The 15,416-nt window shown below is 68.9% G+C and carries 13 protein-coding genes; 11 read left to right on the forward strand and 2 right to left on the reverse strand.

Annotated elements, in window-relative coordinates; genetic code table 11:
- Positions 1 to 85 precede the first annotated feature (85 nt).
- The 10 genes from B161_RS0113150 to B161_RS0113195 all read left to right on the forward strand — a co-directional run bounded on the left by B161_RS0113150 (position 86) and on the right by B161_RS0113195 (position 10,348).
- Positions 86 to 1,678, forward strand: a complete 1,593-nt coding sequence (locus B161_RS0113150) for an ABC transporter substrate-binding protein (protein ID WP_018633901.1) — start codon at positions 86 to 88, stop codon at positions 1,676 to 1,678.
- A complete protein-coding gene (locus B161_RS0113155; RefSeq protein WP_018633902.1) occupies positions 1,675 to 2,667 on the forward strand; it encodes an ABC transporter permease in 993 nt (330 codons plus the stop codon). Before B161_RS0113150 ends, B161_RS0113155 begins: the two co-directional genes overlap by 4 nt.
- Positions 2,657 to 3,478, forward strand: a complete 822-nt coding sequence (locus B161_RS0113160) for an ABC transporter permease (protein WP_051085770.1) — start codon at positions 2,657 to 2,659, stop codon at positions 3,476 to 3,478. The genes B161_RS0113155 and B161_RS0113160 overlap by 11 nt, the downstream gene beginning before the upstream one ends.
- Positions 3,475 to 4,254: an ABC transporter ATP-binding protein gene (locus B161_RS0113165; RefSeq protein ID WP_018633904.1), complete on the forward strand. Its 780-nt coding sequence runs from the start codon at positions 3,475 to 3,477 to the stop codon at positions 4,252 to 4,254. The genes B161_RS0113160 and B161_RS0113165 overlap by 4 nt, the downstream gene beginning before the upstream one ends.
- On the forward strand, positions 4,251 to 5,039 hold the full coding sequence (locus tag B161_RS0113170; protein WP_018633905.1) for an ABC transporter ATP-binding protein: 789 nt from the start codon (positions 4,251 to 4,253) through the stop codon (positions 5,037 to 5,039). Before B161_RS0113165 ends, B161_RS0113170 begins: the two co-directional genes overlap by 4 nt.
- Entirely contained in the window at positions 5,036 to 6,118 is a 1,083-nt protein-coding gene (locus tag B161_RS0113175) for an aminotransferase class V-fold PLP-dependent enzyme (protein WP_018633906.1), read from the forward strand. The genes B161_RS0113170 and B161_RS0113175 overlap by 4 nt, the downstream gene beginning before the upstream one ends.
- Positions 6,115 to 6,870: an HAD family hydrolase gene (locus B161_RS0113180; protein WP_018633907.1), complete on the forward strand. Its 756-nt coding sequence runs from the start codon at positions 6,115 to 6,117 to the stop codon at positions 6,868 to 6,870. Before B161_RS0113175 ends, B161_RS0113180 begins: the two co-directional genes overlap by 4 nt.
- Before the next feature lie 62 nt (positions 6,871 to 6,932).
- Positions 6,933 to 8,129 carry an N-methyl-L-tryptophan oxidase gene (gene solA, locus B161_RS18055; protein ID WP_018633908.1) on the forward strand — a complete coding sequence of 399 codons (1,197 nt, stop codon included), beginning with the start codon at positions 6,933 to 6,935 and terminating at the stop codon, positions 8,127 to 8,129.
- A gap of 41 nt (positions 8,130 to 8,170) precedes the next feature.
- Positions 8,171 to 9,625 (forward strand): xylulokinase, encoded by a 1,455-nt coding sequence (xylB, locus tag B161_RS0113190; RefSeq protein WP_018633909.1) that lies wholly within the window; start codon positions 8,171 to 8,173, stop codon positions 9,623 to 9,625.
- 30 nt (positions 9,626 to 9,655) lie between these two features.
- Positions 9,656 to 10,348 carry a fumarylacetoacetate hydrolase family protein gene (locus tag B161_RS0113195; RefSeq protein ID WP_018633910.1) on the forward strand — a complete coding sequence of 231 codons (693 nt, stop codon included), beginning with the start codon at positions 9,656 to 9,658 and terminating at the stop codon, positions 10,346 to 10,348.
- Here the strand turns inward: B161_RS0113195 and B161_RS0113200 are convergent.
- Positions 10,338 to 10,802, reverse strand: a complete 465-nt coding sequence (locus tag B161_RS0113200; protein WP_018633911.1) for an Lrp/AsnC family transcriptional regulator — start codon at positions 10,800 to 10,802, stop codon at positions 10,338 to 10,340. The two genes, B161_RS0113195 and B161_RS0113200, sit on opposite strands and share 11 nt — an antisense overlap.
- A gap of 128 nt (positions 10,803 to 10,930) precedes the next feature.
- On the opposite strand from B161_RS0113200, the gene putA reads away from it, so the two are divergent.
- Positions 10,931 to 14,368 (forward strand): bifunctional proline dehydrogenase/L-glutamate gamma-semialdehyde dehydrogenase PutA, encoded by a 3,438-nt coding sequence (gene putA / locus B161_RS0113205; RefSeq protein ID WP_026310422.1) that lies wholly within the window; start codon positions 10,931 to 10,933, stop codon positions 14,366 to 14,368.
- On the opposite strand, the gene B161_RS18060 is transcribed toward putA, so the two are convergent.
- Positions 14,365 to 15,339 carry a LysR family transcriptional regulator gene (locus B161_RS18060; protein ID WP_018633913.1) on the reverse strand — a complete coding sequence of 325 codons (975 nt, stop codon included), beginning with the start codon at positions 15,337 to 15,339 and terminating at the stop codon, positions 14,365 to 14,367. The genes putA and B161_RS18060 overlap by 4 nt on opposite strands.
- Between the last annotated feature and the right edge of the window lie 77 nt (positions 15,340 to 15,416).

Raw genomic sequence — 15,416 nt, forward strand, 5'->3', positions numbered from 1 at the left:
GCCCGTCGCTCTGCGGAGCGGATTCCGCCGCCTCGGGGCCGGAGAAGGCGGCATGCGAAGCCGTCGCCGAAGATGGAGGCCTTTCATGTCTTTCCTGATCTCCCGCCGCAGCCTGATCGGCGTCGCCGCGGGGCTGCTCGCCTCGACCGCTCTGCCGCGTTTGGCTCTGGCGGCGGGCGGACGGCTCGTCGTGGCCTCGGACAGCGAGCCGCGTCAGCTGAATCCGGCCATCGTGGCCTCGAACGGCGTCTTCTTCGTCGCCTCCAAGATCGTGGAGCCTCTGGCGGAGGCCTCTTATGAGGCGGGCGGGCTGCGGCCTTTGCTGGCGACCTCATGGGAGGGCTCGGAGGACGGCCTCAGCGTGACCTTCAAGCTCCGCGAGGGCGTGCTCTGGCATGACGGAAAGCCCTTCACCTCGGCGGACGTGGCCTTCTCGGCGCTGGAGGTCTGGAAGCCCTTGCAGAACATCGGGCGCAGCCTCTTCGCCAATCTCGAAGACGTCGAGACGCCGGACGACCACACGGCGGTCTTCCGCTTCTCCAAGCCGACGCCCTTGCAGCTCATCGCCAACGCCTTGCCGGTGGTCTCCTCGGTGCTGCCCAAGCATGTCTATGAGGGAACGGAGATCGCCGCCAATCCGGCCAACGCCGCCCTGATCGGCACGGGGCCTTTCCGCTGGGGCGAGCATAAGCCGGGCGAATATTACCTCCTCAGGCGCAATCCGGATTATTGGGCGCCGGAGCAGCCGAAGATTGAGGAACTGGTCTATCGCGTGCTGCCCGACCGGGCGGCGGCGGCCAATTCCCTCGAAGCCGGAGAGATCCAGCTCGCGGCCTTCTCGGCGGTGCCTCTGGCCGATCTGGAGCGCGTTTCGGAGGTTCCGGGGCTTCAGGTCGTGACCAAGGGCTATGAGGCGCTGACCTATCAGCTGACCGTCGAGATCAATCACCGCAATGCGCATCTGAAGAATCTGAAGGTGCGTCAGGCCGTCGCCCACGCCGTCGACAAGGCCTTCGTCCTCGACGCCATCTTCCTCGGCTACGCCGCCGAGGCCACCGGGCCGGTGCCCGCCAATGATCCGACCTTCTACACCCCGGAGGTCGAGCTTTATCCCTATGACGTCGAGAAGGCCAAGGCTCTGCTCGACGAAGCGGGCTATCCGGCGGGCGCCGACGGGACGCGCTTCAAGCTGCGGCTGCTGCCTGCGCCCTATTTCAACGAGACGCGGCAATTCGGCGATTATCTGCGTCAGGCTCTGGCGGCGGTGGGGATCGACGCGGCCATCGTCGCCAACGACAGCGCGGGGCATCAGAAGGCGGTTTATACGGATCACGAATTCGATCTCGCCATAGCTCCGACCGTCTTCCGGGCCGATCCGGCGATCTCCACCACCAATCTCGTGCGTTCGGGGATTCCCGCCGGAACGCCCTTCTCCAATCAGGGCGGCTATGAAAACCCGGAGCTGGACGCTCTGATCGACGAGGCGCTGATCACTCTCGACCCCGCGAAGCGCGTCGATCTTTATAAGCGTTTCCAGCATCTTGTGACGGAGGATCTGCCGCTGATCAATGTGGCGGACTGGTCCTTCACCTCGGTCGCCTCCGATCAATTGCGCGGTTTGGCGAATAATCCGCGCTGGGCGGTCTCCAATTGGGCCGATCTTGAGTTGGAGGCGTGAAGTCTCTGGCGGGCTTTCTGCTGCGGCGGCTGATCGGCGGCGTTCCGGCACTGCTGATCGTCGCCGTGGGCGTGTTTCTGCTGCTCGACCGCGCGGGCGGCGACGCGGTGGACGCCTATCTCGCCTCCGTCGGTGGGGGAGACGCGCAGATGGCCGCCGCTCTGCGGGCGGAATATGGGCTGGACCAATCCGCCTTTTCGCGCCTGACCTTCACGCTCGGGCGATTGGTTCAGGGAGATTTCGGCTGGTCCGTCGCGCTGAACCGGCCCATAGGTCCGGTGATCGCGGAGCGTCTGCCGAACACGCTTGGACTCATGGGCGCGGCGACGGGGATCTCTTTCCTGATCGGCTCGGCGCTGGGGCTGATCGCCGGGCGGAGGCCGGGCTCTTGGGCGGATCGGCTGTTGTCGGGCGGTTCGCTGCTGCTTTATTCCATTCCCAGTTTCTGGCTGGGTCTGGCGCTTTCGGTGGTCTTCGCGGTGCGGCTGCGCTGGTTTCCGGTTTCGGGGATCGAGACCATCGCCTCGGGCAAGACCGGCTTCGACCGCTTCGCCGACGTCGCCTGGCATTTGACCTTGCCCGTCGCGGCTTTGGGGATGATCTATCTGGCGCTCTTCCTGCGGGTCATGCGTTCGGGCATGGTCGAGGCTTGGGGACAGGATTACGCGCTCGCCGCCCGCGCCCGAGGCGTGTCGGAAAGGCGCGTCGCGCTGAACCACGCCGCCCGCAATGCGTTGGTTCCGCTGGTCACCATGCTCGGACTTCAGGCGGGGGCCATGCTCGGGGGATCGGTGGTGATCGAAAGCGTCTTCGGGATTCCGGGCTTCGGGCGCTTGGCGCAAGAGGCCGTCGCGGGGCGCGACGCGCCTTTGCTGCTGGCGGTGGTGCTGGTGTCGGCGCTTATGGTGACTCTCGCCAATCTGCTGACGGATCTCGCCTATGGGGCGCTCGATCCCCGCGTCAGGTCGGGGGGGCGCGATGCTGCGTGAGGTTTTGCGCCGCCCGGAGGCTTGGATCGGCGGCGGGCTTTTGCTGGCTTTGATCCTCGTGGCGGCCTGCGCGTCGCTGCTGGCGCCGGGCGATCCTCTGGCCATCGTCGGGCGGCCCTTGATCCGGCCTTTCGTCAGCGCCGAACTCCCTTTGGGCACGGATCGGCTCGGGCGCGATTTGCTGGCCGGGCTGATCCATGGCGCGCGGGCCTCGGTGGCGGTGGGGCTGGCGGCGGCGGGGGTGGCGATCCTGCTCGGGATGACGGTCGGTTCGGCGGCGGGATTCGCCGGAGGCCGGATCGACGAGGCGGTCATGCGCGTGGTGGAGGCTTTCCAGATCGTGCCGGGCTTCCTGCTGGCTCTGGCCTTCGTCTCGGCTTTGGGGCCTTCGCTCTGGACGGTGGTTCTGGCCATCGCCCTTGGGGCTTGGACGGGTCCGGCGCGCTTGGCCCGCTCGCGCGTGCTGAGTCTGCGCGAGGCGGATTTCGTCGCGGCGGCGCGGGTGATGGGCATGAGGTCGAGCGAGATCGCCTTGCGGCTGGTCATGCCCTTGGCTTTGCCGCCGGTGCTGGCCGTCTCGGCGACCATCGTCGCGGGGGCGGTGCTGACCGAGGCGGCCTTGTCCTTCCTCGGCCTCGGCGATCCCAACGCCGTCACTTGGGGCCGCATGATCGCCGAGGGCCGCAATCAATTGCGCTCGGCGGCTTATCTCTCGATGATTCCGGGGGCGGCTCTGGCTCTGACGGTGGTGGCGGTCTATCTGCTCGGCGAGGCCGTGACGGAGGTTCTCGCCAAAAGGAGGCGCGCATGACGGCGCCGCTTTTCCTCTGCCGGGGGCTGACCGCGACTTATCCAGAGGCGGGACGTCCGGCTCTGAAGGGCGTTTCGCTGGAGATGGCGCCGGGCGAGCGTCTGGCGCTGATCGGGGAATCGGGTTCGGGGAAATCCACGCTGGCGCGGATCCTGGCGGGGCTGCCGCCCGAGGGCGCGCGGGTCGAAGGCGAGATTCTGCGGCCGGGCGGAGAGCTGCGGCTTGGGCGCGACGTGGGTTATGTCTTTCAGGATCCGGGCGGGAGCCTCGATCCTCTGCTCTCCGTCGGCGGGCATTTCACCGAGACTCTGCGTAGCCATCTGCCTCTGAGCGGACAGGAGGCGCTCGACCGCGCCGCCGGGCTTTTGGCCAAGGTCCGGATTCCCGATCCTGAAGCGGCTTTGCGCTCTTATCCCCATCGCTTTTCGGGCGGACAGCGTCAGCGCATCGCCATAGCTCTGGCCATGGCGCCGGGGCCGCGTCTGCTCGTGGCCGATGAGGCGACTTCCGCGCTGGACGCTCTGGTTCAGGCGGAGATCGTCGCTTTGCTGCGGGGCCTCAGCGAGGGGGAGGGGCTGGCGCTGCTCTTCGTCACCCATGACATGGGCTTGGCCGCCGGGCTGGCCGACCGCATCGCGGTGCTGCATGAGGGGCGCCTCGTGGAGATCGGTCCGGCGCGGCGGGTGATCGAGACTCCGCAGGATCCCTATACGCGCCGTTTGCTGGCGGCTCATCTGGGTCTGGAAAGCCCGCGCCTCGTCGGAGAGGCTCCATGAGCCTGCTGGAGGTCGAGGGATTGAGCAAGCGTTACGCGCATTCTGACGCTCGGGGCGGCGCGAAGGCTCTGGACGGAGTTTCGCTCTCCATCGCGGCGGGGGAGACCCTCGGGCTGGTGGGGCCTTCGGGCTGCGGGAAATCCACTTTGGCGCGGGTTCTGCTGCGCCTGACCGAGCCGGAGGCGGGCGCGATCCGCTTCGAGGGCCGCGATTGGCTGGCGCTGAAGGGCGGCGCCCTGCGGCGGGCGCGCGGCGCGATGCAGATGGTGTTTCAGGATCCCTCGACGGCTTTTCACCCCCGCGCCACGGTCTTCGGCGCTTTGGCCGAGGCTCTGCGCCTGCATGAGATCGCCCCGCGCCGCGCATGGCCGGAGCAGGTCGCGGCGCGGCTGGAGCAGGTCGGGCTTGACGCGGATCTCGCGGCGCGGCCTCTGGCGGCGCTCTCCGGCGGGCAGCGTCAGCGCGTGGCCGTCGCCCGCGCCGTCGTCCCGAAGCCCCGGCTGATCGTGCTGGACGAAGCCGTCTCCGCCCTCGACGCCTCGGTGCGGGGGAGGGTGCTGGAGCTTCTGGCGCGGCTTCAGCGGGAGATGGGACTCGCTTATCTCTTCATCGGCCATGATCTGGCGGTGGTGCGGGCGATCTCGCACCGGATCGCGGTCATGGAGGCGGGGCGGATCGTCGAGACCGGCCCCGCCGAAGCCGTCATAAGGGCGCCGCAGAGCGATCTTCTGCGCCGCCTCATCGCCGCCTCGCCCCGGCTGCATCCTTGGGAGGACAAGCCATGAGTCCCTTCGTCTGGTCGCCTGCGCCGGATGCGCCGCCTTTCCCGGCCTCGGGATACGCCGCTCTCGCGGATTCTTTCGCCCGCATCCTGAATACGAAAAACGACGTCCTGCTGATTCAGGGCGAGGCCGTGGCGGCTCTGGAGGCCGCCGCCGTCTCTTTGGGCGCGCCGGGGCGGCGGGCGCTGAATCTCGTGACCTCGCTTTATGGGCGCTGGTTCGGCGCATGGCTGAGGCGGGCGGGCGTCGAGGCGGTCGACCTCGTCGCCGAGCCGGGAAAGCCCCTCGCGGCGGAGCAGGTCGAGGCGGCGCTGAAGCGCGGGCGCTTCGACATCCTCGCTGTGGTCCACGCCGAAAGCGCCTCCGGGATTCTGAACCCGCTGGAGGCGGTCGCGGCTCTGGCGAAAGCGCATGGGGCCTTGCTCGTCGTGGACGCCGTGGCCTCGGTCGGGGGGCATGAGCTGGATCTGACCGCCCTCGGCGCGGATCTCGTCGTGGTGGGGCCGCAAAAGGCGCTCGGCGGACAGGCGGGAGCCTCGGCGGTCGCGGTCTCGCCCGCCGCATGGACGAAGATCGCCCCTTCCGGCGAGGCGCCTTCGATCCTCTCGCTGGCCGATCAGCGCGCGCTTTGGCTGGAGCAGGGCAGGGGAGCCCTGCCCGGAACCCCCTCGGCGCTGGAGTTCCACGCCCTCGCCCAGAGCCTCGCGCGGGTCGAGGCGGAGGGGCTTGCGGCTCTTCAGGAGCGCCATCGCCGCGCGGCCGCCGCCGCCCGCGCCGGAGTTCTCGCGCTGACCGGGCGGGCGTGGGTTCCGCCTGCGCAAGCCTCCAACCTCGTGACGGCGGCGAGGCCGCCGGAAGGGATCTCCGCCGCCGCCTTGCTGGCCGCCGCGCCGCAGGGCCATGCTCTGACGGCGGGAGTCGGGCCGGGCGGCGAGCGTCTGATCCGGCTGAACCACACCGGGCCGCGCGCGCGGCTGGAGACGGTTCTCGGCGATCTCGCGGCCTTCGCCTCCGCCTTGCGGGCGCTCGGTCTTCCGGCGGATGCGGGCGCGGCTCTGGCGGCGGCTCTGGAGGCCCCATGAGCAAAGCCCCTCTTCCGCGTCCGGAGGCCGTCCTCTTCGACCTCGACGACACCCTGCTGACCGCCTATCGCCAGCCGGAGCGCACCTGGTCCGCGATCATCTCCGAACACGCCGAGGCCCTCGGCGAGCATGACGGGCGATGGGTCACGGCCGAGGTGTTGGCGCGCGTGCTGGATTTCCTCGCCCATGAGGAGGGCCGCAAGCTCTGGCGGTTGGAGGGCGACCTCACGCGGCGCAAGGTGGTGCGTTCGGCCTTCCACCGGTTGAATCTGGCGCGGCCTCAAGGCTCCGAGCCTCTGCATGGCGTGGACGCCGACCGCATCGCCGACCGTTTCGAAAGCTATCTTGAGGAGACCATCGCCCTCAAGCCGGAGGCTTTGGCCTTGCTCGACTGGCTGGCGGCTCAGGGGATCCGGCTCGGGCTGCTGACCAACGGCTCCGGCGCGCGGCAACGCGGCAAGCTCGCGCGCTTCGATCTGGCGCGGCGCTTCAAGGCGATCCGCATCGAGGAGGAGGCGGGATTCGGCAAGCCCGAACCCGCCGCCTATCTCTCGCTGCTGGCGCTGCTCGACGCGCCGCCGGAGGCCGCATGGATGATCGGCGACGATCCGGTCTGGGACGTGGCCGCCCCCGCGCGGCTCGGACTGACGGCGATCTTCTATTCCGAGGAGCCCAAGGCTCCGACTCCCTTCGGCGCGGCGGCGCGGGTCTCGGCGCTTGGAGAAATCCCGGCGTTGTTCTCCGCCGCCTGAAAGCCTGTGGACAGCCGCGCCGGGCCGCAGCAACATGGCGCCTCTTTCGGGAGGGGGGCGGCATGGGCGCGCAGAGACAGGAAGTCGTGGTGCTGGGCTTGGGCGCGATGGGCGCCGCGACCCTCCATCAGCTCGCCAGACGCGGCGTGAAGGCGCTCGGAATCGACCGCCGTCGCCCGCCGCATGTCTTCGGCTCGACTCATGGGGAGTCGCGGATCACCCGCCGGGCCATCGGCGAGGGCCTCGCCTATGTCCCGCTGGCGCTGCGCAGCCATGAGATCTGGCGCGAGATCGAAGCCGAAACCGGGGCGAAGCTGCTGCATGAAGTGGGATGCCTCACCATTTCGCGCGCCGAGGACGAGGTGGATCGTCCGGGGCGTCGCGGCTTCATCCGGCGCGCCCGCGCCGCCGCCGAAGCCTTCGGCCTCGATCATGAGATCCTGTCCGCCGACGACATCCGCCGCCGCTTTCCGCAATTCGCGCCGCAGGACGATGAAATCGGGCTTTACGAGCCCGGCGCGGGCTATGTCGATCCCGAAGCCTGCGTGGCGGCGCAACTGAAGCTGGCTCAGGCGGCGGGCGCGGAGATCCGGACGGATCTGCGCGTGACGGGGCTGGAGCGCGAAGCGGAGGGGCTCCTCCTGCGGACGGATCAGGGGGAGATCCGGGCGCGGCGGCTGATCCTCTCGGCGGGGGCGGGGGCGGGCGAATTGCTCGGGGCGCCCTACGACCGTCTGCTCAAACCGACGCGGCAGATGATGCATTGGTTCGCGCCGGACCCCGAATGGGAATCCCGCTGGGCGGCCGGACCCAGCTTCATCTGGCTTTACGGCTCGGACCCCGAAGATTTCTTTTACGGCTTTCCGGCGCGGGGCGGAGCGGTCAAGGCGGCGGACGAGCATTACGGCGCGGCGGTCGATCCCGATCAGGTGGACCGCGAGACGCCCGAATCCGCCTCTCTGGCGATGTTCGACCGCAGGCTCGCGCCGCGCCTGCGCGGGATCGGGCGGCGGCGCGTCAAGGCGGCGACCTGCCTCTACACCGCCGCGCCCGACAGCCGGTTCCTCATCGACCGCAGTCCGGAGAATCCGGATCTGCTGATCCTCTCGCCCTGCTCCGGCCATGGCTTCAAGCATTCCGCCGCCATCGGCGAGGCCGCGGCGGAGCTGATCGCCGAAGGCGCGAGCCGCCTCGACCTTTCCGAATTTTCGGCCGCCCATCTGCTGGCCAAGGCTGAAGAGGGGCCGGCCTCTCTCTGAGGCCCGCCCGCGCTGCAAGACACTCAAGGGAGACGAGACCTATGGCCTATCTGGGGTTGGATCTGGGCACTTCGGGCGTGAAGGCCCTGCTGATCGGAGAAGATCAGGACATCCTCGGCTCCGCTCATGCGCCGCTGACGGTCTCGCGGCCTCATTCGGGGTGGTCCGAACAAAATCCCGCCGATTGGATCTCCGCGACGGAGGCCGTCCTCGACGCGCTGCGGGCGGAGCAGGGGGCGGCGCTCTCCGGGCTGCGGGGGATCGGGCTTTCGGGCCATATGCACGGCGCGACGGTTCTGGACGCTCAAGACCGCCCTTTGCGCCCCTGCGTCCTCTGGAACGACGTGCGCAGCCATGTCGAGGCGGCGGAGCTGGACGCCGATCCGCGCTTTCGGGCGCTGACCGGCAACATCGTCTTTCCGGGCTTCACCGCGCCCAAGCTGCTCTGGATCAAGCGCCATGAGCCGGAGATCTTCGCCAAGATCCGCCGCGTGCTGCTGCCGAAGGATTATCTGCGGCTCTGGCTGACCGGCGAAGCCGTCTCCGAGATGTCGGACGCTTCGGGCACCTCATGGCTGGACGTCGGGGGGCGGCGCTGGTCGCCGGAGCTTCTGGCCGCCGCGGATCTCGGCGAGGATCAAATGCCCCGGCTGGTCGAGGGCTCGGAGGTCTCCGGGCGGCTGAGGCCGGATCTCGCGGCGCGCTGGGGCCTGCCCTCGGGCGTGGTGGTGGCGGGCGGGGCGGGCGACAACGCCGCTTCGGCCTGCGGCGTGGGGGCGGCCCGCCCCGGCGCGGCCTTCGCTTCGCTGGGGACGTCCGGCGTGCTCTTCGCCTCGACGGCGGGATTCGCGCCCAATCCGGCGAGCGCCGTCCACGCCTTTTGCCACGCCCTGCCGGGGATCTGGCATCAGATGGGGGTGATCCTCTCGGCCGCCGACGCCCTGAACTGGTTCGGGCGCGTCATGGGCCGCGAGGGCGCGGATCTCGTCGCGGCGCTCGGCGAGACGCCGCGCGCGCCTTCGGGCGTCGCCTTCCTGCCCTATCTCTCGGGCGAGCGCACGCCGCATAACGACGCCGCCGCGCGCGGCGCCTTCGTCGGACTCGGGCATGAGGCGGGCGCCGAGGCTCTGACGCAAGCCCTGCTGGAGGGCGTGGCCTTCGCCTTCCGCGATAATCTGGCGGCGCTGGAGGCGGCGGGGACGCGGCTGGAGCGCGTGACGGCGGTGGGCGGAGGCTCGCGCGCGCGGCTCTGGCTGAAGATCCTCGCGACGGCGCTGAATCTGCCGGTGGACCTCCCCGCCGACGGAGATTTCGGCGCGGCCTTCGGCGCGGCGCGTCTGGGACTCATCGCGGCGGAGGGGGCCGATCCTCTGGCGGTCTGCGCGCCGCCCGCCATCCGCGAGAGCTTCGAGCCGGATCCCGCCCTGCGCGGCGCCTATGACGAGGCTTACGCCCGCTGGCGGAGGATCTATCCGGCGCTGAAGGGCGTCCTTTGATCCGCCGATTTCTCACATAAGGAACGCTCCATGGCCGAGGCCTTCGTCATTCCGCCGCCCCCGACCCCCTCGCTCGCCGTCGAGGGCGAGAGGGCGCGGTTTCCGGTCGGGCGCATCTTCTGCATTGGGCGCAATTACGCCGACCACGCCCGCGAGATGGGCCATGATCCCGACCGCGAGCCGCCTTTCTTCTTCATGAAGCCGGTCTCCGCCTTGGCGACGGAGGGCGTCTTCCGCCTGCCGAAAGGCGCGCAGGAGGTTCATCACGAGGTCGAATTGGTCGTGGCTCTGAAGTCGGGCGGCGCGGAGATCGCGCCGGAGGAGGCTTTGGCCCATGTCTACGGCTATGGCGTCGGGCTGGACATGACCCGCCGCGATCTTCAGGCCGTCGCCAAGAAGCTCGGCCGCCCTTGGGAGACGGCCAAAGGCTTCGACGGCTCGGCGCCTTGCGGGGCCTTGGCTCCGGCGGCGCGGATCGGCCATCCGGCCAAGGGCGGGATTTCGCTCTCGGTCAACGGCGAGATCCGCCAGAAGGGCGATCTCGGCGAGATGATTTGGGGCGTGGCGGATCTCCTCGCGGCGATTTCGCGCTCCATGGCTTTGCGGCCGGGCGACCTCATTCTGACCGGCACTCCGGCGGGAGTGGGCGCCGTCCGGCCCGGCGACAGGCTGGAGGCGCGCATCGAAGGCGTCGGGGCGCTGGACGTCGAGGTCACAGGGTGAAGGCGCTTTGCTCCACGATGGTCTCCATCGCGACATAGCTCGAAGTCGCGTGGAGATGGGGCAGGGCGGAGAGCTTTTCGCCCATGATGCGGCGATAATCCGCCATGTCGCGCGCCCGGATCTTCAGGAGATAGTCGAAGCCTCCGGCGATCATATGGCATTCCTCGACCTCCGGAATGGCCCGCGCCGCCGCGTTGAACTGCTTCAGCGCGGTCTCGCGGGTGTCCGAGAGCCGCGCCTCGACATAGACCACATGGGTCAGCCCCAGCCGGATCGGCGAGAGGATCGCCCGATAGCCCGTGATGAGTCCGGCCTCCTCCATCTGCTTCACGCGCAGCGCCACGGGGGTTTTCGTGAGGCCCACCCGCCGCGCCAATTCGCTGACGGGAATTCGGGCGTTGCGCTGCAATTCCAGCAGGATGCGGCGGTCGGCGGCGTCGAGTTCGAAGGTCACGCCTGAATCTCCCCTGATTTTTGCTCTATTCGCCTAGGATAACGCGCAAGATCAGGCGCATCGACCATTCAGAATCCGCTATTCCTGACCTCTGCGCTTCCTCCGTCGAGGATTTGGAGATCGTCGCCATGGTCGAGTCCCCTTCGCTGTTTTCTCCCGCCGCCAAATTCGCAAATGAAAGCGCCGTGCTTGAGCGCCTGCTCGCCGAGGCGGCTATTCCTGAGAGCCTGCGGGCCGCCGCCTCGCTTCGGGCCGCGGATCTCGTGCGCCGCATCCGCGCCGAGGCCGCCCCTTCGCTGATGGAGAATTTCCTCGCGGAATACGGGCTCTCGACCCGCGAGGGCGTGGCGCTGATGTGCCTCGCGGAGGCCATGCTGCGCGTGCCGGATTCCGAGACCATCGACGCCTTGATCGAGGATAAGATCGCGCCCTCCGATTGGAGCAAGCATCTGGGTTCGGCGGCTTCGCCTCTGGTCAACGCCTCGACCTGGGCGCTCATGCTGACGGGCCGGGTGCTGGACGACGATCAGCCGGGCCTCGTGGGCCTGCTGCGCGGCGCAGTGAAGCGCCTCGGCGAGCCGGTGATCCGTCTGGCGGTGAGCCGGGCCATGAAGGAGATGGGCCGTCAATTCGTCCTCGGCGAGACCATCGAAAAGGCCATGTCCCGCGCTAAGGAGCGCGAGGCTCAGGGCTTCACCTATAGCTACGACATGCTCGGCGAGGCGGCTTTGACCTCCGCCGACGCGGCGCGCTACGCCAAATCCTATCAGCAGGCCATCGCCGCTTTGGCGGGCGCCTGCGTCAAAGGCTCGGTGGAGGCCAATCCGGGGATTTCGGTGAAGCTTTCCGCTCTGCATCCGCGTTACGAGGCGGCTCAGGAGGCGCGGGCTCTGGCCGAGCTGGTTCCGGTGGTGCGGCGTCTGGCGCTTCAGGCGCGCGCGGCGAATATGGGCTTCAACATCGACGCCGAAGAGCAGGACCGTCTGGTCCTCTCGCTGAAGGTGATCGAGGCGGTCCTCTCCAATCCGGAATTCGCGGGCTGGGACGGCTTCGGCGTGGTGGTTCAAGCCTATGGCAAGCGGGCGGGGCTGGTCCTCGATTGGCTGAACGCTCTGGCGGTTCGGTTGGACCGGCGGATCATGGTGCGTCTGGTGAAAGGCGCCTATTGGGATTCCGAGATGAAGCGGGCGCAGGTCGAGGGCCTGCCGGATTTCACGCTCTTCACCTCCAAGACCGCCACCGACGTCAGTTATCTGACGCTGGCGAAGAAGCTCTTCGGCTACGCCGACCGGATTTATCCGCAATTCGCCACTCATAACGCCCAGACCGCCGCCGCCGTGCTGGAATTGGCCGAGGGTCGCCGCTTCGAATTCCAGCGCCTGCACGGCATGGGCGAGCGCCTCCACGACATCCTCCTGAAGGAGACGGGCGGCCGCTGCCGCATCTATGCTCCGGTGGGGGCGCATCGCGATTTGCTGGCCTATCTGGTGCGGCGCCTGCTGGAGAACGGCGCCAATTCCTCCTTCGTGCATCAGATCGTGGATGAAGAGGTTTCGCCGGAGACCATCGCCGCCGATCCCATCGCGGCTTTGGCTCAGGCCAAGGCTCCGGCGAATCTGAAGCGCCCGGAAGCGCTCTTCGGCGCCGGGCGGCGCAATGCGCGCGGCTTCGATCTGACCGACGCGGAGACTCTCGCCCGGATCGAGGAAGCCCGCGCGGCGGAGATCCCCGCAGCCGGGCCGCTCCTCGCTCAGGAGGCCGCGCCTGAAGGCGAGGCGCATCCGATCCTTAATCCCGCCACGGGCGCGCCGGTCGCGCTCCTGCGGGAGGCGGGCGAAGGCGAAGCGGAGGCGGCTTTAGCGGCGGCGTGTCCATGGGCGGCCCCCGTGGCGGAGCGCGCGGCGGTTCTGCGTCGGGCCGCCGATCTCTATGAAGCGGATTTCGGCGCTTTTTTCGCGGTTCTGGCGCGCGAGGCGGGCAAGACCTTGCCCGATTGCGTCGGCGAACTCCGAGAAGCCGTGGATTTCCTCCGCTATTACGCCGCCGAAGCCGAAAAGCTTCCCCTCCATGCGGAGCCTCTGGGCGTCTTCGCGGCGATTTCGCCATGGAATTTCCCTTTGGCGATCTTCACCGGGCAGATCGCGGCGGCTCTGGCGACGGGCAACGGCGTGCTCGCCAAACCCGCCGAGCAAACGCCTCTTGTGGCGGCTATGGCGGTTCGGCTTCTGCATGAGGCGGGAGTCCCGCGCGCCGCCTTGCAGCTTCTGCCCGGCCCCGGCGAGACGGTCGGCGCGGCCCTGACCTCCGATCCGCGAGTCTCGGGCGTGGTCTTCACCGGCTCCACCGAGACGGCCTTGCGCATCCGCCGGAGCATGGCGGAGCGTTTGTCTCCTTCAGCCCCGCTGATCGCCGAGACGGGCGGTCTGAACGCGATGATCGTGGATTCCACCGCCCTTCCCGAGCAGGCGGCGCGCGACGTGGTCGCTTCGGCCTTCCGCTCGGCGGGACAACGCTGCTCGGCTCTGCGCTGCCTTTATCTTCAGGAGGAGATCGCGCCCCATCTCATCGAGATGATCAAAGGCGTGATGGACGAGCAGAATCTCGGCGATCCTTGGGCGCTCTCCACCGACATTGGTCCGGCCATCGACGCCGAGGCGCGGGACTCCATCGAGGCTTACGTCGCCGCAGCCGAGGCGCAAGGCCGTCTGATCCATCGCCTGTCCAAACCTGCGGAGGGGAGCTTCGTCGCTCCGGCGATGATCCGCGTTTCAGGGATCGACGATCTGGAGCGCGAGGTCTTCGGCCCGGTGCTGCATGTGGCCACGTGGAGGGCGGGCGATCTGGAGAAGATCGCGGCGGCGATCAACGCGCGCGGTTATGGCCTGACCTTCGGCCTGCATACGCGCATCGATTCCCGGGTTCAGGAGATGGCCGACCGGATTCAGGCGGGAAACCTCTATGTGAACCGCAATCAGATCGGGGCGGTGGTGGGCAGCCAGCCCTTCGGCGGCGAGGGCCTGTCCGGCACCGGACCCAAGGCGGGCGGGCCGCTGTATCTGGCGCGCTTCCTCAAGCCCGCGCCCGCTCCCTCCGGCGAGGCTTGGACGCGCGCGGCCGATCTCGCGGCGCTGAAGCGCCGCCTCGCCGAAAAGGGCGCCGATCTCCCGAAGATCGAGAGCCGCGCCATGCCCGGCCCCACCGGCGAGACCAATCGCCTGACGCTCTTCGCGCGCGAGCCGGTTCTTTGCCTCGGCCCCGGAGAAGCGGCCATGCGGGCGCAGATTCAGGCCGTCGAAGCTTTGGGCGGCCTTGCGGTCGGCGCGGAGGGAAGCCTTGCGCCGGAGGCTCTGGCGAGCCTCGAAGGCTTCAGCGGCGTCCTCTGGTGGGGCGGGGAGGCCGAAGCCCGCAGCCTCGCGCAGGCTCTGGCGGCGCGTCGGGGGCCGATCCTGCCGCTGATCGGCGCGCGGCCGGATCTCGCCCATGTCGCGCATGAGCGTCATCTCTGCGTCGACGTGACCGCCGCAGGCGGAGACGCCGCCTTGCTGGCGGGCGGGGAGGGCGCCTAGCCTTCGCGGCTCTGGGGCCCGGCGGTTTTGCGGATCGAATCGCGCACCCGGAGGAACAGAGCCTCGGCGGCGCGCGAGATCTCGCGGTCTTTGGCGCGGAGGATCAGATAGGGCTCCACGATCAGAGAGCGATTCAACGGCAGCCGTCGGAATCCCGCCGAGACCGGCGGCTCCAGCATGAGATCCGTCACCTCCTGCGACATGGGCGCGACGGCGTCTGAATCGCGCAGCAGCGCCACGATCATCAGCAAAGAGGAGGTGGTCGCCACGTCGGGGGGCGAGGAGAGGGCTTCGTCATGGAAGGCCGCCTCGATCACCCGGCGGATCGGCGCGCCCTGATCCTGAAGCACCCAAGGCAGCCCGTGCAGATCGCGCATCGAGACCGGCCCGCGCCCGAGCAGCGGATGGCCGTCGCGCACCATGAGCCGCACCACCTCCTCGCGGGCGGATTCGATCTCGAAGCCCCGGTCGTCGAAGCCGGGCGGCAGGCGCGCGAGGGCGAAATCCAGCTCGCCGCGCTCCAGCATGCCCACGAGCGCCGCCGAAGGCGCCACCTCGACCGAGACGTCCACCCCCGGAGCCTCGCCCTTCAGCCCCTGAATGGCGGGCGCCAGATGCCGCAAAGCCGGACCCGTCACGGCGCCCACCCGCGCCGCGCCGCCGCGCCCTGCGGTCAGATCGGCGAATTCCTCGGCGAGCAAAGCCTGCTCCTGAAGGATGCTCCGCGCGCGCCGCGCCACCAGAGCCCCGGCGGGAGTCGGCTCCATGCCCTTGGGCTTGCGCAGGAAAAGCCGCAGGCCGAGCCGCGCCTCGATCTCGGCCAGACTCCGCGAGGCGGCGGGCTGAGTCAGGCCGCAGGCGGCGGCGGCGCGCTGCAATTGGCCATGGGCCGCGATCTCCGTCACGAGCCGGGTTTGCGTCGGGCGCATGTCGCGCAGGAATTCGAGCGCCTTCATCTTGGTTTCGATCATATCATTTCAGCTATGCGGATTCTCCATATTGATATTTGAATGATATGTCTTGCGCAGCTAGAAAAAAGCAAAGCCCC

The sequence above is a fragment of the Neomegalonema perideroedes DSM 15528 genome (assembly GCF_000374145.1).
GTDB lineage: Bacteria > Pseudomonadota > Alphaproteobacteria > Rhodobacterales > Rhodobacteraceae > Neomegalonema > Neomegalonema perideroedes.